The sequence below is a fragment of the Morganella morganii genome, from assembly GCF_019243775.1.
Taxonomy (GTDB): domain Bacteria; phylum Pseudomonadota; class Gammaproteobacteria; order Enterobacterales; family Enterobacteriaceae; genus Morganella; species Morganella morganii.
This window is the reverse complement of the sequence record NZ_CP069157.1, coordinates 329559-352758: the sequence shown is the minus strand read 5'-3', so window position 1 is coordinate 352758 and position 23200 is coordinate 329559. Positions and strand designations below refer to the sequence as shown.

Below are 23200 nucleotides of genomic sequence, written 5' to 3'. Positions count from 1 at the left end.
AATCCCATGCGACCTGCGGACTATCTGCGGCTTACCCTGCTGGCGGCCATCTGGGGTGCCAGCTTTCTTTTTATGCGGGTGGCCTCCCCGCAGTTCGGCGCGGTTAACACGGCCTTTCTGCGTGTCTTTTTCGGCTGTGCCGGACTTCTGGTGATCCTCCTTATCATGCGCCGCACCTTCCGGTTTGACGGAAAATTAAAACCGGCATTATTACTGGGCGTGATTAACTCCGGCATTCCCTTTTTTATGTACTGTCTGGCCGCGCAGTGGCTGCCGGCCGGTTACTCCGCCATTCTCAACGCCACCACGCCGCTGATGGGGGCGCTGATCGGCTTTGCTTTCTTTGCCGAAACCCTGACCGCCCGCAAATGGCTGGGGGTGATGATGGGACTGGCCGGGATTGTGGTGATCACCACGGTCGGGGAAAGTCAGTCTTCCGCCCATTTATTATGGGGCGTGGCCGCCTGTCTGCTTGCCACCGCCTGTTACGGGCTGGCGGGATTCCTGACGCGGCGCTGGATCAGTGAAAAAGGCGGTCTGGATGCCCGTCTGGTTGCGTTCGGCAGCCAGCTCGGTGCCACGCTGTTCCTGCTGCCGTTTTTCGGTTTCAGTGTCACGACCGGCCCGGCGGTTAACTGGGCACAGCCGATGGTCTGGGGCAGTGTGATTGCGGTGGGGCTGCTCTGTACGGCAGTGGCGTATATTCTCTATTTCCGCCTGATTGCGGATATCGGCCCGATGCGCTCACTGACAGTGACCTTTCTGATCCCGCCGTTCGGTATTTTGTGGGGTTATCTTGTGCTTGATGAGACACTCAGCCCGAATTTCTTCCTCGGTGCGCTGATTGTCTGTGTGGCAGTCTGGCTGCTGGTCAGCCGGGGCAAACAGCCCGCAGCGGTAAAATAATTCACCGGGCGGCATCCGCCCGGATGCCGCCGTTTTGCCGGGATAACTTACACCGGCTCTGCCAGTCTCAGTATCACCGTATCCAGCAGTACCTGTGCGCCGCGTATCAGATCAGCATCTTCGGTATATTCAGCCGGGTTATGGCTGATTCCGTTCTTACTCGGCACAAAAATCATCGCTGCCGGCGCTATCCGCGCAATCATCTGCGCATCATGTCCGGCACCAGACGGCATACGACGGTATGCACTCCCGGCGGCTCTGGCCGCATTCTCCACACAGCTGACCAGGGTTTTATCAAACACCACCGGCTGAAAACGCGCCAACTGACGGGCTGAGACCGTAACCCCTTCCTGCTCTGATAACACCGCCAGATAATCGCGGATCTGCCCTTCCGCCCATTGCAGGCGCTCTTCGTCCGGGTCCCGCATATCAATGGTGAACGTTGCCGAGCCCGGGATCACGTTAACCGCATTCGGCTCAAAAGCAATCGTCCCCACCGTGGTTAATGTGGCCCCGTTTTTCTGAGAAATGCCTTCGCGCAGAAAGGTGATCAGCTTCGCTGCCGCATATCCGGCATCATGACGCAGCCGTGTCGGCGTGGTTCCGGCATGGTTTGCCGTGCCGGTGATGGTGATTTTCTGCCACGAGATACCCTGTAAGCTCTCCACCACCCCGATCTGTAATCCTTCCGCCTCCAGCACCGGTCCCTGCTCAATATGCAGTTCCAGATACTCGTGCGGCACAATGCTGCCCGGCACCATACTGCCCGCATAACCGGCGCGTTCCAGCTCATCACGCAGCACTGCACCGTCAGTGGCCACCGCATTCAGAGCATCTTCCAGCGGATAACCGCCCGCATACACCAGCGAGCCCATCATATCCGGATGAAAACGCACACCTTCTTCGTTAGTGAATGCCGCCACCGTGATCGGACGGGACGGCAGCACACCGGCTTCCCGGAAGGCCCGGACTACCGCCAGGCCGCTGAGCACGCCGTAGCAGCCATCCAGTGCCCCGGCGTTAATCACCGTATCGATATGTGACCCTATCATCAGCGGCGCGGTATCGCTGTTTCCGGAAACTGACGGCAGTGTGCCGAAAATGTTTCCGATCTGATCAATACGGATCACCAGATCCAGCGCTTTCATCCAGCTGACCACCAGGTCACGCCCCTGCTTTTCCGCATCGGTCAGCGCTGTCCGCGTCCGCCCGCCTTTTACCGGATCCGCCCCGGCATTTCCCAGTTCCTGCAAATGATTCAGTAAGGTCTTTCCGTCTATCTTCAGCCCACCGGATTTGTGATTCATGATCACCTCATTATTGTTATTGAATTACCAGTCCCGCGTTGCGATAAGCTCCTCCGGGTCCGCATCCTCAAAGCCGTATGCACGGGCAATCAGGTAAAAGGATTCGCCGATAGAATCCCGGGCAACGGTTTCAATCTCACTGCCTGCTTCATCAAACGCATCCTGCAAATCATTAAATTCCTCTGTCGCCTGCTGTGTCAGCACATACAGCGCCGCCAGGTCGTCCGGCGGATTGTTTTCCAGCACCTCACACAGACGCAGAAGAATCTCCTCTCCCTGCTTCACCAGATGGTCCGGGAAATAGCTGTCATCATACATATCGCCTAATAAACGGAGCTTCAGAACATCCGGATTGGTTACAGGCATTTTCATTCCCCCTGAAATAGTTACGCTAAGAACAAATTAATACAGAGAGACAACATATACCAGTTTCCGCGCCCGCCGGACATACCTGTTTTTCCGGCCTTCCTGTTTCCCGGAGCCCCGGGCAGTGATATAGTGCCGGGATAAAACCGGCGCACTGCCCGGCGGCTGTTTCCCGAACCGGAGATGATTTTGAAAAAACACCCAGAGGACGCCCCTTTCCGGCAGTCACCCGAGGATAATTGCAGATTCACTTTTATCGATCTTTTTGCCGGCATCGGCGGGATCCGCCTGCCCTTTCAGCAACAGGGCGGTCGTTGTGTGTTTACCTCTGAGTGGGATAAATTCGCCCAGCGCACCTATTTTGCCAATTTCGGTGAGATGCCTGACGGCGACATCACCAGGATCGCGGCAAAAGATATTCCGGATCACGATATTCTTCTCGGCGGTTTTCCGTGCCAGGCATTTTCACAGGCGGGTGCGCGTCAGGGGTTTAACGACACCCGCGGTACCATGTTCTTTGAAGTCCAGCGCATCATGACAGAGAAACGGCCGAAGGCGTTTCTGCTGGAGAACGTCAAACAGCTGCGTGGCCACGACGGCGGCCGGACATTACAGACTATCCTCGATATTCTGCGCGGACAGTATGAACAGACTGTGCCGGATAATATTCCGCTGAGTGAAGAGACCCGCAGCGCGCTGTCGCAAAAACTGAACTATTGGGTTGATTTCCGCGTGCTGCGTGCTGCCGATTTTGGTATTCCGCAGAACCGCGAGCGTATTTTTATTATCGGTTTTGACCGCGACCAGTTTCCGGATGCGGACTTTGACACCTTATTTTCCTGGCCGGAACCGACTCATCAGCCTACCTGTCTCGGTGATATTCTCCAGAGCAAAAAAGCGCTGGCGGAAGATGCGGTGCGCTATAAAAAAGATCGTTTTACCATCTCCGATAAATTATGGGCCGGCCATCAGAAACGCAAAAGAGAACATAAAGCCAGAGGTAACGGCTTCGGATATTGCCTGTTTAATAAAAACAGCGAATATACCAATACCCTGAGCGCCCGCTATTATAAAGACGGTTCTGAGATCCTGATTGACCAGTCGCGGGACGGTAAAAACCCGCGCAAACTCACCCCGCGTGAATGTGCGAACCTCCAGGGATTTCCGGAAAACTATATTACCGATTCTGTTTCCCAGGGGCAGATTTATAAACAATTCGGCAACTCCGTCTGTATGACTGTTGTCGAAGCCATAGCTGAACAACTCACGGCGGCATTAGTCCGGGCCGGTGCAATACCGCCGGTAAAATAATCTTCCGGCGGCGCGGCGCATATTTTCCCGGCGAAATAGGGTAATCTGGGCTTATTCCTGAAATCAGCGGCTGAAAATCCGATGGATGTACATGACAAAGAAACCCGCTCCCGGAATATGCGCGCCATCCGCAACCGGGACACCAGACCGGAGCATCATGTCAGAAAGCTGTTGCATCATAACGGCTTCCGTTTCCGGTTATATCCGGCAGATTTGCCCGGCAAACCCGATATATGGATGGCAAAATGGCGGACGGCTATCTTTATTCACGGCTGTTTCTGGCACATGCACGATTGTGACAAATTCCGGCTTCCCGCCACACGGACCGCATTCTGGCAAAAAAAATTATCAGAGAATAAAATCCGCGATGAAAAATATATCGCAGAACTGCACCGCATGGGGTTACGCACATTAATCATCTGGGAATGTGCCCTGACCGGGAAAACAAAATTATCTGACCCGATGCTGCTGACATTAATAAAAACCTGGCTGATAAGCAGTGCTGTTTCAGGCAGTATTACGGACTCCGGATTAACTATCACGCCAGGCTGATACCTTATGACACGCACCCAGCGCTTACTCACCTTATTACAGATCCTGAAAGAGAACCGTTATCCGGTCACGGCGGATTCCCTCGCCTCGCAATTACAAATCAGTGTGCGTTCCGTTTACCGGGATATTGAAACCCTGCGCTGCCAGGGTGCTGAAATTACCGGTGAAGCCGGTCTCGGTTATCAGATGAAATCCGGATTACTGCTGCCGCCGATGATATTTGATGTCAATGAACTGGAAGCCTTAATTCTCGGGTTACGCTGGGTACAGAGTAATGCGGATGATGAGCTGAAAGCCTCCGCTGCCCGCGCGGCAAATAAAATCAACGCTGTGGTGGAACATGAATCCCGCGCCGTATTCAGTGACAGCACATTATTTGTGCCCGCCTCACAGCTGACACAGGTCGATAATATCATTGCCGGGGAATTGCGCCGCAGTCTGCGGGAAGAGCTGAAAATCAAACTGTGTTATCAGGATAAAGAGGCCCAGACCAGCAACCGGATTATCTGGCCGATTGCCATCGGTTATATGAAAGAGGTGCAGGTGCTGGCCGCCTGGTGTGAATTACGTCAGAGCTACCGGCACTTCCGGCTCGACAGAATTCAATCCTGTAAAATATTAACCGATAAACTGCCGTACCCGAAAAAATACCTGCTCGACCGCTGGCGTAAAGAAGTCCTCTGCATCCCTCCTGACAGATTCTGACACTCCCCTCACCTATGATGGTGCCTCAACACACTAAACAGGAGAGCATCATGAGCGGACTGACACTTTATACCAATGCAATGTCACGCGGGAATACCGTTGATTTATTTCTGAAAATTCTGGATGTACCGTATCAGCGCGTGGAACTGGATTATGGTGCGGATATGCATACCCCGGAATATCTGGCTATCAACCCGATGGGTAAAGTGCCGGCATTAACCGACGGCGACCGTGTTATCACTGAAACAGCCGCCATCTGCATGTATCTTGCCGATAAATTCATTGAAAAAGGCTTTGCACCGGCGGTTGATGCTCCGGAACGCGGCACCTATTACCGCTGGTTCCTGTTCACCGCCGGTCCGGTTGAAGCCGCTTTCACCGCCAAAGAAATGGGTCTGGTTCTGACAGAAGAAGAACAGAAAATGTCAGGGTTCGGCTCCTTTGACCGCGTAATGGCCTGCCTGGAAACCGGATTAGCTGATGCAGCACCGTATTTATGCGGTAAAACCATGACCGCCGTTGATGTTTACATCGGCTATTTCCTGATGTTCCTGGCCAAACATGACTTAATTGCTATCTCTCCGGCCATGAAAGCGTATTTAGACAGCCTGACGTTAAACCCGGCATTTGCCGCGGCCTTCTCCGGAGAATAACAGCAACCCTCCCTGCCATAAGGCGGATGCAAAAATACAGCATCCGCCATTTATGCACTTTCTTTTACCATTTATCCGCAGTACAGTTTCCTTATTAATATCTTTACGGTAACTCACCGGCAGAGGAAATAATGATAATGAATACCCTGAAAATAATTGCATTCCCGGTTCTGCTTTTTATTTCGGCTTCCGGTTTTGCACAAACAGTTACTGCCTGGGGGGATACATTATCTGACGCAGAAGCCAAAATAGCCCGCCAGGCAGAAAAAGCCGGTAGCGGATATCAGATAACCAGCGCCAGAGTCGGCTGGGTTACTTATGTTACAGCCACACTGACACCATTACCGGAAAATACACGCAATATTTCACCTGACGAAAACCAAACTCAGAATAATGCGTTACCACAAACGGAGAATACCCATAACCACTGGCTGACAGAAAAATAAATATACCGGTAAATATCCTTTCAGGATGTAACTGTGACAGATGCGCTGCATCCCCGTTAAATAAATAAAAATAGCAGTAAAGATAAAAAACCGTTAAACAGATGCATTGTAATACTTACTGCCATCACATTACCACTTCATTATCCCCTTCAAAAACACGCATTTTAAACCACTCCAAAAATACAATAAAACCCACATTTTATTGTTATTAATCTGCCGGTAAAAACAATATTCCCCGGGGAAAAAACACAGCGATAAATACGGATTTCAGGCCCTGAAAAGCATAAGAAACCGGATTCCGCTCCGCCACAGTAAGGAATGTTGCTGATTGCTATATAAAAAGCCAATAACGCCGGGGAAAACACGTCACACGGTAAACATCAGACAAATGATCTGCCTAATCCGGAAAGAAAAGTGTAAGTATTTGTGTGAAAAGTATCACATTTTTACGAGCGCGATCCGGAAAACCCGAACCATGATTTTCCCTTCTTTTTATTTCAGCCAAAATGACGGGTTACAATATAACAAATTGAATAATATGCAAAAGATAGAAAACAATAAACGCAATACAAGGATTTTTACTTACTCAGCCAATATGTAAAAGATCGCTAAAACCGATCAATAATCAATTGATGATAGTTTTTACCTATCATAAGTGAAATATCGATCGTTAATAACAATTTTTTATGTTTTCACATGTCTTGTATATTTCATTACCAGATGGTAATTATTTATACGCAGCAGACGGGTAACTGCAATTAATATTATTACATCCGGATTTGTAATAATGTATTACAGGATATTACGGTTTTTGTTTTCGCGTTAATTAATATTTCTCCCTGCTGAATCAGCACCGCTGTCATATAAGTAAACACATCACACCTGAATCCTGTTATGGCCCGGGGAGTGGAATCTATTATGAAAAATAATCAGATATTACTGCATGATGTAGGCGCACTGATCCGAAAGTTACGTAAAGAAAAAAGAATGAGCGGCGTTGTTCTTGGCGCAGAACTGGGAATCAGCCAGCAACAGATCTCCCGCTATGAAAATGCCACGAGTGAAATATCAGTCTCAACACTCATTAATATACTTGCTGTATTTAATATAACACCTGCTGAATTTTTTACCCGTATATCTGATACGAAACATGATTTTTTCAGCAAATACACCACCGGGAACTGGTAAATACCAGCCAATTAGTCCGTTAATTATTGTTGTTATGCATCAGGAAGATACATCCTGTTTCCTGCCTCACATCAATAATAATGATAATAAAAATATCTTATTTACATAATTTTTATGTGTTTTTGGAAAATAAAAATTATGAAAAGGAATGTTATGAATATTAATCTGTTTATCAGGGGATATCAGCGATCCCCTCATTCTGGCTATACCGCCCTCTCACTGCGGGGCTGGTTAGCGGCTGCCGGGCTTCTCAGCCTGAGTACTGCGGTCTGTTTACAGACAGCACAGGCTGCGGATATCGGCAGCCAGAGCGGCACCAATATTACGGTTAACGACGGTGACCGGATCACCGGCGATACCGGGGATGGATCCGGAAACCGCTATGGTGTCCTGAACTCCTACAACAATGGTGCCGGAACTATCAATCTCGGCAATAACGTGACTGTGAATGTGACAGACGCGGACAAATACGCCAAAGGCGTGGTTATTCAGGGAGATAACAGCGTATTAAAGGCCAATGGTTTATCCGTGGATGTAAACGGTAAAAGTGCCAGCGGTATTAGCCTGTCCGGTAAAAAGGTACAGGCCGACCTGGGAACCGGCAGCAGTGTTAAAGTGGAAGGAACCGGTAACGGCATGGCAGGCGGTGTCGTGGTCAGCAATGCCTCCACCCTGACCGCTGACCGCCTTTCTGTTGAAACCAAAGGTAACAACGGTATCGGCTTGTCCATCGCAGACTACGGCAGTAACGTCAATCTGGGCAGCGGCAGTACGATTAAAACCAACGGTACCGGAAGCTATGGTATCCGTATCGACGGCCTGAACGGCACCGCATCCAATGGCCCTTCCTATTTTACTGCCACTAACCTGACTATCGATGCACAGGGATCCAGTGCATACGGCATGAATATCCAGAGAAACTCGATTGTTGATCTGGGTACTGACAGCAAAATTATGACCAACGGCGATAACGCCCACGGTATCTGGAGCTTTGGTGACATCAAAGCAGATGCCCTGACAATTATCGCCCGCGGAAGCAATGCCAACGCGCTGGAAGTTCGCGGCGGAACCGCCAATATCGGTGCCGGCAGCCATATGTATTCTGAACAGGGCGGTGGTCTGGTCACCAACGGCTCAGGTACGACCATCAACTTTACCGGTACGGCGGATAACCGTAATACAATTTTCTCCGGAGGCTCTTACGGTGCGTCAGCACAGTTTTCCGGTGCTAAAATCAACCTGGCAAACACCGATATTACGATTGACCGCAACGGCAGCCTGGGTTTGGGACTGTGGGCGCTGGGCGGCGGTGTCATGACCGGTGATAATATCTCGGTGACGGGTGCCGCAGGCACGCGTGGTGTCTATGCCATGACCAACAGCCAGATTGATCTGACCGGCGACCTGACCATTAATATGGCAACCGCTGATCAGATAGCGATCGCCACCCAGCACAATGACGGCTATGCCGCCAGCCGGATTAATGCAACGGGTAAAATGCTGATCAACGGCGGTATTCAGTCACGGGGCGGCCTGATCAATGTGGATATGGCTTCCGGCTCACAGTGGACCGGGAACGCTTACAGCGATAACGTCAACGGCGGCCTGCTGAATGTCACCATGGACAACAGCCGCTGGAATGTCACGGATGATTCCAACCTCGATAATCTGGTACTGAATAATACCACCGTCGATTTATCGCACAGATTATCCGACACCGGTTACTCAACGCTGAGTATCGCCAACCTCAGCGGCAACGGCGCATTCACGCTGCGGACTGATATTGTCGGTGACGGTGATGGTGTCAACAACGCCGGTGACAAACTGGTGGTAACCGGGACCAGCGCCGGTGATTATTCATTAACTGTATTAAACCGCGGCAGCCTGGCCACAACCGGGAATGAAATTCTGACCGTTGTGGAAACCGCAGACGGCGCAGCCAGCTTTACTTCAACGTCTGAAGTCGAGTTAGGCGGTTATCTGTATGATGTGCGCAAGAACGGCAATAACTGGGAACTGTACTCATCAGGTGCCTACGTTCCGCCGCCGGTAGTCCCGGATCCTGATCCGGAACCAGAGCCGGAACCGGAAAAACCAAAACCACCGATCACCACCACGGCGGATGCAGGCGGTAATTTCCTGAACGTGGGCTATCTGATTAACTACGCAGAGACCCAGACACTGATGCAGCGCATGGGTGATCTGCGTCAGAACGGCGGGGATAATAATGCATGGCTGAGAGGCTTCGGCGGTAAATTCAACTCCTTTGCCGGCGGCAAAATGAGCGGATTTGACATGACCTACGGCGGTACACAGCTGGGCTTTGATAAACGTATCTCACCGGACACACCGCTGTATATCGGTACCTTTGCGGGCTTAACGCAGGGCTCACCGGACTATCGCGGCGGGGACGGCACTGTCCGTTCATACCATCTGGGACTTTACACCACCTATATGGCGGATAACGGTTTCTATGTTGACGGTATTGCCAAGGTCTCCCGGCTGAAAAATAAATTCAGCGTATCGGACAGCCAGAACAATAATGTCAGCGGCGACGGCAGCTCAACGGGGGTCAGTTTATCAGCGGAAGCAGGCCGGAAGTTCAGCCTGAGCCGGGCCGGTAATGGATTCTATATCGAACCGCAGGCACAGCTGACCTACAGCCATCAGGATTCAACCGGTATTCACGCCAGCAACGGCCTGAAAATCGACCTCGGCAGCTACGATTCCACCATCGGACGCGCCGGTACACTGATCGGCTATGAAACCACCACCGGTGACAGCCAGATCAACGTTTACCTGAAAACCGGTTTTGTCAGAGAGTTTCAGGGCAACACCGACTATAAACTGAACGGCTCCCGCGAAGCACACAGCTTCAAAGGAAACTGGTGGAACAACGGACTGGGCATCAGCGCCAATATCAGCAAAAAACATACCCTGTATGCAGAAGCTGACAGCTCAACCGGCAACCGGTTTGATCAGTACCAGATTAACGGCGGATACCGTTTCAGCTTTTAATCTGTGAGATGCTGTAAGTAAAAAGACGAAGAGGGATCTTCGTCTTTTTTTGTTTTCAGGGAGGTCTGGTTTACAGCAGATATCAATGCGGTAAATATAATCAATATTCTATTGAAATTGTTATAATTTTTGTAACAGCAAACGCGCTGAAAACATTGAAAATTTTCAATTTTTGAGTATGTTAAGGATGACAACGGGATAATAATCATCAGGGAGAAATGATATTGGTCGATGCTATTTTTTCTGTCTATAAATACATTGATATCACAGTGATTTTTATCACCTCCCTGTTCATCCTCTGGCTTTCATCCATCTCATCTGACCGGCTTTTAGGTATTATATTGTTTCTGTTATCACTCCTGTTAATAACACCCTATATTTTTATGGCTGCTTATGTGGCGCTTATACTTTCGGTGAATTTGATGTTTGTGTGAGTATAACCAGACGAAAACATCAGTCTTTTCCTCCTGTTAACGTGACACCCTCCATTGAAATTCACCAGTTTTACGAGCATGATCGCAGTTATATAAATATGTTACCCGGTTCATTCTTATCATGATATCTCCCGAAACACTGCAATCCGCCATCGCCAGCATTTCAGTGTGGCGCCAGGGTGACATATGCGCCCCTCATAAGCCGTTACTGCTGTTGTATGTGCTTTCGCAGTATAAAGCGGAGCATCCGCGTCTGTTCAATTATGGCCGGGAAATCCACGAACCACTGACCCGCCTGCTGAGAGAGTTTGGCCCCAAACGATGCACTGACTACCCTAATATGCCTTTCTGGCGGCTCAGGAGTGATGGTTTCTGGGAAATCACCGATGCGGAAGGTTGCAAACACCGCAGGGGTAACACGCAGCCGACAAAGAAAGAGTTGATTGATAATCACGTATCAGGCGGCTTTGATGAAGCCGCCTACCGGCAATTACGTGAACACCCGGAATTAATTGACAAACTGGCCCAGCAAATTCTGACAAACCGTTTCCCGGAAAGTATCCAGCGGATCCTTGCCAACCAACTTGGCCTGGATTTTGTTGACCGGACAAAGAACCGCGATCCGCATTTCAGAGACATCATACTGCGTGCTTATCACTCCCGCTGCGCTTTCTGCGGCTATGACCTCCGCCTGGATGGTGCGCTGGTGGGTATTGAAGCTGCGCATATTCACTGGAAAGCCTACGGTGGCCCGTGTGTGGTACACAATGGTCTGGCATTGTGTTCTCTTCACCACGATGCATTTGATATGGGTGCATTCGGATTAGATGAAAATCTGACTATCCGTATATCCGCCGGTGTCAGCCGCAGCCCTGTCGTCGACAACCTGTTCTGGCAGCGAAACGGCCAGTTGTTACATCTGCCGCATGATGAATCCTTATGGCCGGCAGAACAATACATCGGCTGGCATCGTAAGCAGGTGTTTAAGGTGTGAAGATGCAATATATTATAGAAATTATGATGTGGTTGAGCTTTGGGAGTGAATGATCCGTTTTATCGGGATACTTACAATTACCTGAATGTTCATTGGTTCCTGTCGCTGATTTGAAGCGGAGATCAGGTGTCAGAGTTTATCGTGACTGAGGCCATGGTCGAAGCCCCACCAACTTGATAAACTCTGTCGTAAATTCTTACGGGGCAGAAACTATTTGGACGATTGTGTCGTCACCTCTTTGCCGCGTTACATGCATTGTTTTCACCGGACACCATATGGCTATCAAGAAGAACGAACTTTACTCCTCCCTTTGGGCGAGCTGCGACGAGTTACGTGGCGGAATGGATGCTTCACAGTACAAAGACTATGTGTTGACCCTACTGTTTATGAAGTACGTCTCTGACAAAGCTAAGGGCAACCCTTACGCGATGATTGAAGTGCCGGAAGGTGCAAGTTTCGACGATATGGTTGCTCTCAAGGGCAACAAAGAAATTGGCGAAAAAATTAATAAAACCATCAGATTACTGGCTGAAGCTAATGACCTAAAAGGTGTTATCGACATTGCCGACTTCAATGATGAAGACAAGCTGGGTAAAGGCAAGGAAATGATCGACCGTCTTTCCAAGCTGGTGGCAATCTTCGAAGGGTTGGATCTCTCAGCCAACCGCGTTGATGGAGACGATCTGCTGGGCGATGCCTACGAATATTTAATGCGTCACTTTGCTACAGAATCAGGTAAATCCAAGGGGCAGTTTTACACCCCAGCAGAGGTGTCACGCATTTTGGCGAAAGTGATTGGCATCAGTAAACAGACACCACAAGATGCTACCGTTTATGACCCTACCTGTGGTTCAGGCTCACTGCTGTTGAAAGCCAGTGACGAAGCCGGTCCGAAAGGGCTGACCATTTATGGCCAAGAGATGGATTATGCGACCAGCGCACTGGCACGCATGAACATGATCCTGCATGACAACGCCACCGCTAAAATCTGGAAAGGTAACACCTTAGCCGATCCACACTGGAAGGATGGCAACGATAACCTTAAAACCTTCGACTTTGCTGTAGCTAACCCCCCCTTTCTCCAACAAAAACTGGACCAGCGGGCTGGATGCTGCGAACGATACTTTTGACCGTTTTGTCTGGGGGACCCCACCCGAAAAGAACGGCGACTATGCTTTCCTGCTGCACATCATCAAGAGTCTCAAGAGCACAGGTAAGGGCGCAGTGATCCTGCCTCACGGCGTTCTGTTCCGTGGCAATGCTGAAGCACGTATTCGTGAAAATCTACTCAAGCAGGGCTACATCAAAGGCATCATTGGCCTGCCCGCTAACTTGTTCTACGGCACGGGTATCCCAGCATGCATCATTGTCATCGATAAAGAAGATGCCCAGCTCCGAGCGTTCAACGCTAATGGCGAGAGTCAGCAAGGCATCTTTATGATCGATGCCAGTAAGGGCTTTATTAAAGACGGCAATAAAAATCGCCTGCGCGCCCAGGACATCCATAAAATTGTCGATGCGTTTAATCGCGAGCAGGAAATCCCCCGCTTCAGTCGCATGGTCCCGCTGTCAGAAATTGCGGCCAACGACTTCAACCTCAATATCCCTCGCTATATCGACAGCAGCGATCCGGAAGATCTGCACGACCTTTCAGGCCATTTGGCTGGTGGCATTCCCGATCGCGATATTGACGCTCTCAGTGCTTACTGGAAAATTTTCCCAACTTTACGCCAGGATCTATTCGAACCTGCCCGGCCTGGTTATAGCAATGCCCGGGTCGAAGCAAGTGAAGTTAAGAGCACTATCCAGGCACACCCGGAATTTGCTGCTTTTAAAACTGGTGCACTGATACCCTTTGAAAAATGGTTTGCTGGTTGTCAGCTTGACGAAATTGCTCGCGGTGACTCACCTAAACAGCTAATTGAAGAAATTGGCGAGCGGCTTCTTGCTGCTTATGATTCACAAACTACCGCTGATGTGCCTCTGCTAGAGAACTACGCCATCTATCAGTTACTGATGGACTACTGGATGGATGTCATGCAGGACGATGTTTATGTTCTGAGTCAGGATGGCTGGCTGGCGGGCAAAGTGCTTCGCGAGCTTATTGTCGAAAAAGGCGAAAAACTAAAAGAAATGCCGGATCTAGTGATAGGTAAGAAAAAGTATAAGGCTGAACTGTTGCCACCAGCCCTTTTAGTGGCTCGCTATTTAGCTTCTGAGCAGCAGATGCTTGATCAACTTCAAGTCGCTTATGATGACGCTGCGCAAGCACTTGAAAGCTTCCTTGAAGAAAACATCGGTGATGATGGGCTACTTTCTGATGCAATGAATGACAAAGAGAAAGTAACTGCTGCCAGCATTAAAGCACGATTCAAAGTGGCCACGGATAAAGACGAAAAAGTAGTACTGAAAACTGCTCAGGCGTTGTTTGATGCTGAAACCAAAGCCAAAAAAGCGCATAAAGAAGCGCAGGAAAAGCTTGATCTTGCAGTGTTTGCTTATTACTCAAAACTCACTGAAAACGACATAAAAATTCTTCTGGTGCAGGATAAATGGAAAGCAAGCCTGACAGGTGCTCTGGAAGCGGAGATTGAGCGAGTAACTCAGAGGCTGGCAAATCGTGTAAAAAATCTGGAGGAACGTTATAACTCTACACTACCTATTCTCACCCAAAGTGTGGCTGAGTTGGAAGCGAAAGTCGCGGCTCATCTGAAGGCGATGGGGCTGGAGTAGAAATGATCAATAACCCAGAAAAAATGCAAAGTAAAGAATCGATTGCTTCACCGCAACAGTCTGTTACGACAAGCTTTAGACTAACTGAATTAGGACTCATTCCAGAGGATTGGGATGTTGTTTCAATTCATGAAATTGCTGACATCCGAGTTGGTAAAGACGTCAATGAGAAGAGAATGTCGACAGAATTTGACAATAAATTCTGTTATCCAGTATTTTCGAATACTGTAGATGAGCCAGGTATATATGGATATTACGATTATGCCGAATATTTAATGGATGCTGTCACCGTCGTTGGGCGCGGTGTAGGGCTTGGTACCGCAATTTGTAGGTCTGGAGGGTTCGGCGCAATTGGCCGTTTGATCGTCTTATTCCCTAAAGGGAATATCATATTTCTGTCCAATTATATTAATCATGCAGTTGATGTATTCAATGAAAGTAGCGGTGTTCCACAATTAACTGGAGTAGCTCTTGGTAATTGCAAAATTGCATGGCCATCATTAAAAGAGCAAATAGCCATCGCTGGTGTGCTTTCCGATACAGATGCGCTGATTACAGAACTTGAGAAGTTAATCGCCAAAAAACAGGCCATTAAAACCGCCACCATGCAGCAGCTGCTGACTGGTCGTACCCGCTTGCCACAATTCGCTAAACACCCGGATGGGGTACTCAAGGGTAATAAACCTAGTGAGCTAGGGCTCATTCCTGAAGATTGGATATGCGTAAAATTGGGAGAAATAGGTCAATGTATCATTGGCCTTACATATAGCCCTCGAGATGTTTCCGATACAGGTACATTAGTATTGCGTTCATCAAACGTTCAGAATAACAAGCTAGCATATCAAGATAACGTTTTTGTAAATATGGACTTACCCGAGAGAGTCATCGTAAGGAAAGGCGATATTTTAATTTGCGTCAGAAATGGGAGCCGCAAACTAATCGGAAAATGTGCTTTAATCGATCACGCGGCTGAAGGATGCGCTTTTGGTGCCTTTATGGCTATATATAGAACAAAAGCTCATGATTTTATTTTCTACCAATTTCAATCTAATTTAATTCACAACCAAATAGATGAAACCATGGGGGCGACTATTAACCAGATAACAAATAAAGACCTATCTGGTTTTATAATATCAATGCCATCCTGCGATCAAGAACAAACTGCTATCGCCACCATCCTCTTAGATATGGATGCTGAACTCGAGGCATTAGAGCAAAAACTCGCCAAGATTCGCGATATAAAACAGGGCATGATGCAACAGCTGCTGACCGGGCGTATTCGTTTACCATTGGATCGCCAACCATGACACATGCCCTTGATAAGACAGTTCTGTCGGTCAAGAGTCTATTGAGCCTGACTGACGTAACCATTCCGGCCTATCAGCGTCCTTATAAATGGACGGTCAAAAATATCAGCGAACTGTTTGCCGATATTGATAGCCATCTTGATAAATCGGCTTATCGGTTGGGCTCAGTGGTGTTTCATCACACCGAAAGTGATGAAAAAAACAAGCTCGATATCGTCGATGGCCAGCAACGAACGTTGACATTAATGCTGGCCGTATGGGCCATTATCGAAACCCGACTTGCTGGATTGGAACGCAGAGATTTGCGGGAAACGCTAGTCCAGATAATGCCCACTGTTAAAGGCTTTATGGAGCGACAGCGCTTTGCTAGCCAGGTCTCGGAACACAATCTGCACCAGAATTATCAAGAGCTAAAACGCCGGGTTTGCCACCGAGAATTTAGCGAGCAGCATATCGATTTTCTTCTCAATCGCTGCCAAGTTGTGGCCTTTGTACTAACTGACTTGTCTGAAGCCTTTCAGTTTTTCGACTCACAAAATGCCCGTGGACGGGATCTGGATCCTCACGATCTGCTTAAAGCCTTCCATCTACGTGAATTCGCCAGCCATGAGGCAGAGCTAAAAGCTGAATCCGTTGCCCATTGGGAAGGATTGCCCAGCGATGACCTGGCTAATCTTTTCGCATCCTATCTCTACAGAGTACGTCAGTGGTCACAGGGGAATTCAGCTCGCTTCTTTGGTAAGGATGAGGTTGGCTTATTCAAAGGGATCAACCTTGACCAGATTGGTCAGTTCCCTTATGTGGAATCTTTGCGTATGGCTCACCATTTTGTTGATGACTATAACAATCAATACCAGCGCAAGATTGACGGCCAGAAAATGCGTTTCCCTTTCCATCTCGATCAGATGATTATCAATGGAAGACGCTTTTTCGAAATGGCAGAACACTACCAGCAACAGGTATCGGCAATTATCGCCAGTGAACATGCCAGCACTCATAGTCAAAAGCCGTTAATGATTCAGGGCGTAATCCTTGGTGAAATGGCAACTCAGATACTAAGAACGTTAAATAGCTATCGCAATCGCTATCGAACAGGGGATCAATATATACGCACTATGTTTGATTGTGCTCTGATCTTTTATATCGACAAATTTGGCGGGCAGTCCTTATCTGCAGCGATTGAAAAAAGCTTTATCTGGGCCTATAGATGCCGAATCCGACAGCAGGTGGTACAGCTAGCGACTATGGATAAGTACGTGCTGGAAAATAATCTGTTCCGGGTAATCAAAGAAGCCAGAGTACCTGGTGATGTGCTATCTATACCATTACCCACAATTCGGGCTTCAGAAAATAATAATAACCGCCGTACCGGTAACTATGAGCAAGATGAGCTGGTGAGGCTGTTCAAGGAGATGAACTACTATGAGTGATGCAAAGGTAACATCCTTTACGGTCAGATCATTACTGGGCGATGCATCTCGTTATCTTATCCCCATGTACCAGCGTAACTATGCCTGGGGAGAGGGTGAAATCACTCAACTTGTACAGGACATACTCGACTACCAGCAAAAAAGCCTGCATAACCTATACCCTCAAACTTACTACATCGGTACGTTGGTCGTGTTCACTCGTCCTGATGGGCACGCAGAGATAATCGACGGACAACAGCGTTTCACTACCCTATCCCTTCTGGCTAACTGGTTAAAAAAACAAGCAGGGTCCACCTTGGATATGGGCTGGTACCAAGGGATTAACTTAGGGTTTGAGAGCAGGCCCAAGTCTGGCGAAACATTTGAACGACTCTGGCAAGGTGTGGAACCGCATAAACTGCGGAGCAAGGAATTTAACGAAGGGCTGATCAATGGCTATGAACTTATTGGTAAGGTACTACGCGACTTGAAACTGGTTGGCGAGTCATTAAATCATTTCTGTACCTACCTGTTCGACCATGTACAAATTGCCCGAATAGAAGTGCCTGCCGATACCGACCTCAATCATTTTTTTGAGGTGATGAACAACCGAGGTGAGCAACTCGAAAAGCATGAGGTTGTGAAAGCACGACTAATGGCGGTACTCAACGAGATAACGGACCAGCAAGATCGACAGAGCAGCCTGAACACCCTCTCACGAGTTTGGGATGCTTGCTCCAACATGGAACGTTATGTCCAGTACGGTTTTACACCAGCCGAACGTCATCAATTATTTGGGCTGGAAAATTGGGGGCGATTTGTGCCTGCTGATTTTAATTCTCTAGCTGGCATGCTTATCCCATCGGCTTCGGCGCTTGGTACAAGAGAGAACCAAACAAACCGCACACTGGCTGACATTATCAAGTCATCTTCAACCATAAGTGGTGATAGAGGTGACGAAGATGAAGGTAGCTCAGAGCGTTTTAATAGTGTTATCAACTTCTCCAACTTCCTGCTTCATGTTTTGCGTGTCTGCAGCAACATAGGCAAGAACAGAGTAGATGTTCCGCTTGACGACAAACAATTAATCGAACAGTTCGAGCTTCGGCTGTTAAAGCAGAATGACCCAGTTAAAGCAGTACAGGATTTTGTCTTTGCACTTCTCAAATGCAAATATCTTTTTGATCAGTTCGTGATAAAACGAGAGTTCGCCAAAGGTAGCGATAGCTGGAGTTTGAAACGCCTGCGTTGGTATTCGGAAAAGAGCACCAGCTATACCAATACGTTTAATGAAGATGAGGGTAACAGTACCAGCATCAACCGACAGATTTTGATGCTGCTTTCCGCATTCCACGTTTCAACCCCTACTCTGGTTTATAAACACTGGTTGAATGGAGCTTTATACTATCTGTTTAATGCCCATTCCGCTGAAAACCAGATAGATGCAAGGAAGTACCTCGGGTATCTGGAGCATCTCGCCTCCTCGTTTGTCTTTCAAAACTTCCTGGCAGAACAAGAACCAAAATCATATTTTGAGATTATCTACGGTAAAGAGCTACATCTCCAACCTGTGGTACTGTCGGACAAGATTAATAAGAAGATGCGCTTTGGGATGATAGCAAACAACCTGGTATTCAATTACCTGGACTACTTACTCTGGTGCCGTGACAGACATAAAGCTGAAGTAGTCAAACGTTTCGAATTTACCTTCCGAAGCTCGGTAGAGCATTTCTATCCCCAGCACCCCATGGATGGCTATAGGACATTACCAGATACATCGTTGCATACCTTCGGCAACCTCAGTCTGATTAGCCACAACAAGAATTCGCGATTGAGTAATTTCCAGCCAAAACAAAAGCAAGAGCACTTCGAAGCGAGTCTGGAACGGAATGAAATTGATAGTCTGAAACTGCTCGCCATGATCGAGCTGATGAAGAAGAACAATCAGTGGGGGGAAGAAGAAATCGCCACTCACGAAGCGGAAATGCTGGCAGTGTTAACCAGTGCTGGTGGTAGTGATAGCGTATTAAGGGAGGTGTTATGAACAGTGTTGGCCAACGTGAACGCATAACACAAAAACGTGTTATCCAGTTATTCACCAAACATCTCGGTTATCACTATCTTGGTAACTGGCATAAACGAGAAGACAACCGGAATATTGAACCAGGCTTAGTTTCTGCCTGGTTAACAAAGCGCGGCGTTTCAGAAGTACTAATAGCCAGAGCATTACGGCAACTGGATCGAGCCGCAAGCCTCGGTGAAGGTCGTATCCTCTATGATGCAAACAAAGAGGTGTATCGCCTGCTACGCTACGGCGTGAAGGATAAAGAAGGTGCTGGTGAGCAGAATCAAACCGTGTGGTTGGTGGACTGGAAAAATCCAGAAGCCAATGATTTTGCTATAGCTGAAGAAGTGACCTACAACGGTGAAAATAAAAAGCGCCCGGATTTGGTGCTGTATGTTAACGGTATTGCGCTTGGTGTCATTGAGCTAAAACGTTCTACAGTTTCAGTTTCAGAGGGCATCCGCCAAAACCTCGATAATCAGCAAAAAGCATTCATTCGCAACTTCTTCACTACCATCCAACTGGTGATGGCCGGTAATGATTTAGAAGGGCTTCGCTATGGTGTAATCGAAACGCCGGAGAAATATTACCTTCAATGGAAAGAAACCGCTGAATCACCTTACACCAACATGCTTGATCTCCACCTGGCTCAGATATGCAATAAACAGCGCCTGCTGGAATTGATCCACGACTTTATTGTTTTCGATGCTGGAGTGAAGAAAACCTGCCGTCATAACCAATATTTTGGCGTCACTGCAACGAAACCTTTTATTCAACGCAATGAAGGCGGGATTATCTGGCATACCCAGGGCAGTGGTAAAAGTCTGACTATGGTTTGGCTAGCAAAATGGATCAGAGAAAATATTACCGACAGCCGAGTTTTGATCATTACCGACCGTACAGAACTTGATGAACAGATCGAGAAAGTGTTTAACGGTGTGGAAGAAGAGATCCTTCGCACCAGAAGCGGCGCAGATCTGGTGACTCGTCTGAATCAAACCAAACCCTGGCTTATATGCTCGCTCGTACATAAATTTGGTCGCCAAGAGGAGGAAGACAAAGATGCAGACACTGACGATTTCATTGAACAGATAAAACGTAACATCCCTGCCGATTTTAATCCGAAGGGAAAATTATTCGTGTTTGTGGATGAGTGCCACCGAACCCAATCCGGCAAATTGCATTCAGCAATGAAAAGCATTCTGCCAGATGCGCAATTTATCGGTTTCACCGGCACCCCACTGATGAAGAAGGATAAGAAAAAGTCAGTGGAGGTCTTCGGTCCTTATATCCACACTTATAAATTTGATGAAGCAGTCAATGATGGGGTTGTACTGGACTTGCGCTACGAAGCTCGTGACATCGATCAGCGGGTCAAATCGCAGAAAAAAGTCGACCAGTGGTTTGATGCTAAGACATCTAAACTTTCTCGCCTTGGCCAGCAGCAACTCAAGCAGAAATGGGCATCAATGCAGAAGCTATTGTCGAGCCGCTCGCGACTAGAACAGATTGTCGCGGACATCCTTCTCGATTTCGAACAAAAACCACGACTCGCCGACGGCCGTGGTAACGCCATGCTGGTTTGTTCCAGCGTCTATCAGGCCTGTAAATGCTATGAGATGTTTAGTGAAGCTGGTTTTGCCGGTAAATGTGCGATTGTGACGAGCTACCAGCCAAATGCCAGTGAGATTAAAGGCGAGGAGAGCGGCGAAGGACTGACTGAGAAACTGGCCAAGTACAACATCTATCGCAAAATGCTTGCGGAGTATTTTGAACAGCCTGAGGCTGAAGCAGCCAAACGTGTGAGTGATTTCGAAAAAGAGGTCAAACAACGATTCATCAAAGAACCGGGCCAGATGCGCCTTCTGATAGTCGTTGATAAGTTATTGACTGGCTTTGATGCTCCGTCAGCCACTTACCTATATATCGACAAGAAAATGGCCGATCACAACCTCTTCCAGGCGATATGTCGCGTTAACCGGTTGGATGGTGAAGATAAAGAATACGGCTATATTGTCGACTATAAAGACCTTTTCCGCTCATTGGAAAAAACAGTTCAGGACTACACTGCAGAAGCCTTCGACGGCTACGACAAAGAAGATGTAGCCGGTTTACTGAAGGATCGATTGCAACAGGCAAAAATCGATCTGGATGGTGCTCTGGATGCCGTTCGCACCCTTTGCGAGCCAGTTAAAATGCCACGTAATCAACTTGATTATCAGCATTATTTCTGTGGAGAATCAGGGGCGTCAATAGAGCAGATATCTGAGAAAGAAGCTTTACGTCTAACATTGTACCAATCCGTGGCGAAGCTTATTCGCGCTTTTACCAATCTGGCAGGTGAACTAACAGATGCTGGTTATAGCGAGCAGCAGGCAGCTCAAATCCGCATCGATGTTGAGTTTTACACAAAAGTCCGCGATGAAATCAAAATAGCCAGTGGCGATTTCGTGGACATGAAGCAATTCGAGCCAGGGATGCGGCAGATGCTGGATCTTTGGGTGGATGCCGATCCTAGTGAAACCCTTATGGATTTTGAGGAACTAGGACTGCTTGAGTTGATTATTGAACGCGGAGAAGAAGCACTGGATGGACTTCCAGCCGACATGCGTGGCAACCAGGAGGCCATGGCTGAAGCGATTGAAAATAACGTTCGCAGAACTATTGTTGATGAAAACCCCGTCAACCCGAAATACTACGAAAAAATGTCGGTATTGCTTGATGAACTGATCGCACTTCGTCGTCAACAGGCTATCTCCTATCAGGAGTATCTGGAGCACGTACGTGAACTGGCGAAGCAGGTTAAACATCCGCAGTCAGGTAGTAAAAGTACTTATCCAGCAAGTATTGATACCCTCGCCAAGAAAGCGTTGTTTGACAACCTCGGGCAGGATGAAGTCTTGGTGACAAAGATAGATACTGCAGTCCGTCACACCAAAAAGGCCGACTGGTATGGGGATCGTTTTAAAGAACGCGAGATTAGTTTCGCTATCGCGGAAGAGATCAAAGGTTATTCAGTGACGGTCGCCGATGTAATGGCCCTGGTGAAGGCTCAGAAGGAGTACCGCTGATGTCATTGGTTACCTTTGGTGAGCTCACTTTCGATTTGCAGCGTAAGCCAATTAAAAACTTGCATATCAGCGTACTGCCTCCGGATGGCCGAGTACGAGTATCAGCCCCCGTCTCACTGTCAAACACAGCGATCAGGATGGCTGTAGTCAGAAGGCTGGTTTGGATTCGACAGCAGCAAGCACAATTTCTGGCTCAGCCTCGCCAGAGTGAACGAGAAATGTGTAGTGGTGAAACACACTATCTTTGGGGAAGAGGATATCGGCTAGATGTAGTTTTAGTAGATAAGCCCGCTGAAGTGAAACTTCAGGGTGGTTGGATACGCATGAAAGTACCTCCACATTATGATACGGCCCAGCGGGAAGCTGTTCTCAACCAGTGGTATCGCGGTATTTTAAAACAAAGACTGCCTAAGTTAATGGCAAAATGGCAGCAGGAAATTAAAGTTGAAGCCAGTTATGTTGGCATCAAGCGAATGAAGACTAAATGGGGTAGCTGTAACCCCCAAACCGCACGTATCTGGATCAATCTCGAATTGGTGAAAAAACCTCCTGAATGCCTTGAATTCATTGTGGTTCACGAGCTAGTTCATCTACACGAACGCAAGCACAATGAGCGTTTTATCGGCCTGATGAGTATTCACTTGCCAAACTGGCGAGAACACAGAGCTAAGTTGAATAAGATGCCCTTGGCTTATAATCACTGGGGATATTGAAATTTAATCAGAAAATGGTTGA

The 23200-nt window shown here is 48.1% G+C and carries 16 protein-coding genes and 1 pseudogene; 15 read left to right on the top strand and 2 right to left on the bottom strand.

Annotation, left to right across the window (positions count from 1 at the left end; genetic code table 11):
* Positions 1 to 6: 6 nt before the first annotated feature.
* Positions 7 to 906, top strand: a complete 900-nt coding sequence (locus JL661_RS01685; RefSeq protein ID WP_004234679.1) for a DMT family transporter — start codon at positions 7 to 9, stop codon at positions 904 to 906.
* A gap of 47 nt (positions 907 to 953) precedes the next feature.
* On the opposite strand, the gene JL661_RS01680 is transcribed toward JL661_RS01685, so the two are convergent.
* Both JL661_RS01680 and JL661_RS01675 read right to left on the bottom strand, forming a co-directional pair.
* Positions 954 to 2213 carry a Zn-dependent hydrolase gene (locus JL661_RS01680; protein WP_004234678.1) on the bottom strand — a complete coding sequence of 420 codons (1260 nt, stop codon included), beginning with the start codon at positions 2211 to 2213 and terminating at the stop codon, positions 954 to 956.
* Between the two features lie 24 nt (positions 2214 to 2237).
* Positions 2238 to 2579 carry a DUF5713 family protein gene (locus tag JL661_RS01675; protein ID WP_015422291.1) on the bottom strand — a complete coding sequence of 114 codons (342 nt, stop codon included), beginning with the start codon at positions 2577 to 2579 and terminating at the stop codon, positions 2238 to 2240.
* Between the two features lie 189 nt (positions 2580 to 2768).
* Here JL661_RS01675 and JL661_RS01670 point away from each other — a divergent pair, with 189 nt between their 5' ends.
* From JL661_RS01670 to JL661_RS01605, 14 genes and pseudogenes are all read left to right on the top strand, one after another.
* Positions 2769 to 3890 carry a DNA cytosine methyltransferase gene (locus JL661_RS01670; RefSeq protein WP_036418061.1) on the top strand — a complete coding sequence of 374 codons (1122 nt, stop codon included), beginning with the start codon at positions 2769 to 2771 and terminating at the stop codon, positions 3888 to 3890.
* An 81-nt stretch (positions 3891 to 3971) separates the two neighbouring features.
* On the top strand, positions 3972 to 4442 hold the full coding sequence (locus JL661_RS01665; protein WP_004234669.1) for a very short patch repair endonuclease: 471 nt from the start codon (positions 3972 to 3974) through the stop codon (positions 4440 to 4442).
* Positions 4443 to 4448: 6 nt separating this feature from the next.
* Positions 4449 to 5147, top strand: coding sequence for a helix-turn-helix transcriptional regulator (locus tag JL661_RS01660; RefSeq protein WP_036418059.1), 699 nt, complete (start codon positions 4449 to 4451; stop codon positions 5145 to 5147).
* A gap of 50 nt (positions 5148 to 5197) precedes the next feature.
* Positions 5198 to 5800 carry a glutathione S-transferase family protein gene (locus JL661_RS01655; protein WP_032098165.1) on the top strand — a complete coding sequence of 201 codons (603 nt, stop codon included), beginning with the start codon at positions 5198 to 5200 and terminating at the stop codon, positions 5798 to 5800.
* Between the two features lie 137 nt (positions 5801 to 5937).
* Positions 5938 to 6246: a YdgH/BhsA/McbA family protein gene (locus JL661_RS01650; RefSeq protein ID WP_062772079.1), complete on the top strand. Its 309-nt coding sequence runs from the start codon at positions 5938 to 5940 to the stop codon at positions 6244 to 6246.
* Between the two features lie 918 nt (positions 6247 to 7164).
* Positions 7165 to 7434, top strand: a complete 270-nt coding sequence (locus JL661_RS01645; protein ID WP_062772194.1) for a helix-turn-helix domain-containing protein — start codon at positions 7165 to 7167, stop codon at positions 7432 to 7434.
* A gap of 153 nt (positions 7435 to 7587) precedes the next feature.
* Positions 7588 to 10452 (top strand): autotransporter outer membrane beta-barrel domain-containing protein, encoded by a 2865-nt coding sequence (locus JL661_RS01640; protein ID WP_062772085.1) that lies wholly within the window; start codon positions 7588 to 7590, stop codon positions 10450 to 10452.
* 555 nt (positions 10453 to 11007) lie between these two features.
* Positions 11008 to 11880: a phosphorothioated DNA-binding restriction endonuclease gene (locus tag JL661_RS01635; protein WP_062772091.1), complete on the top strand. Its 873-nt coding sequence runs from the start codon at positions 11008 to 11010 to the stop codon at positions 11878 to 11880.
* A gap of 275 nt (positions 11881 to 12155) precedes the next feature.
* Positions 12156 to 14613, top strand: a pseudogene (locus JL661_RS01630) (type I restriction-modification system subunit M).
* 2 nt (positions 14614 to 14615) lie between these two features.
* Positions 14616 to 15920, top strand: a complete 1305-nt coding sequence (locus JL661_RS01625) for a restriction endonuclease subunit S (protein ID WP_073970171.1) — start codon at positions 14616 to 14618, stop codon at positions 15918 to 15920.
* Complete coding sequence (locus JL661_RS01620; protein ID WP_062772097.1) at positions 15917 to 17350, top strand: DUF262 domain-containing protein; 1434 nt, start codon at positions 15917 to 15919, stop codon at positions 17348 to 17350. Before JL661_RS01625 ends, JL661_RS01620 begins: the two co-directional genes overlap by 4 nt.
* A complete protein-coding gene (locus JL661_RS01615; protein ID WP_062772100.1) occupies positions 17343 to 19373 on the top strand; it encodes a DUF262 domain-containing protein in 2031 nt (676 codons plus the stop codon). The genes JL661_RS01620 and JL661_RS01615 overlap by 8 nt, the downstream gene beginning before the upstream one ends.
* On the top strand, positions 19370 to 22465 hold the full coding sequence (locus JL661_RS01610; protein WP_062772103.1) for a type I restriction endonuclease subunit R: 3096 nt from the start codon (positions 19370 to 19372) through the stop codon (positions 22463 to 22465). Before JL661_RS01615 ends, JL661_RS01610 begins: the two co-directional genes overlap by 4 nt.
* Positions 22465 to 23178, top strand: a complete 714-nt coding sequence (locus JL661_RS01605; RefSeq protein ID WP_062772106.1) for a M48 family metallopeptidase — start codon at positions 22465 to 22467, stop codon at positions 23176 to 23178. The genes JL661_RS01610 and JL661_RS01605 overlap by 1 nt, the downstream gene beginning before the upstream one ends.
* Positions 23179 to 23200: the final 22 nt, after the last annotated feature.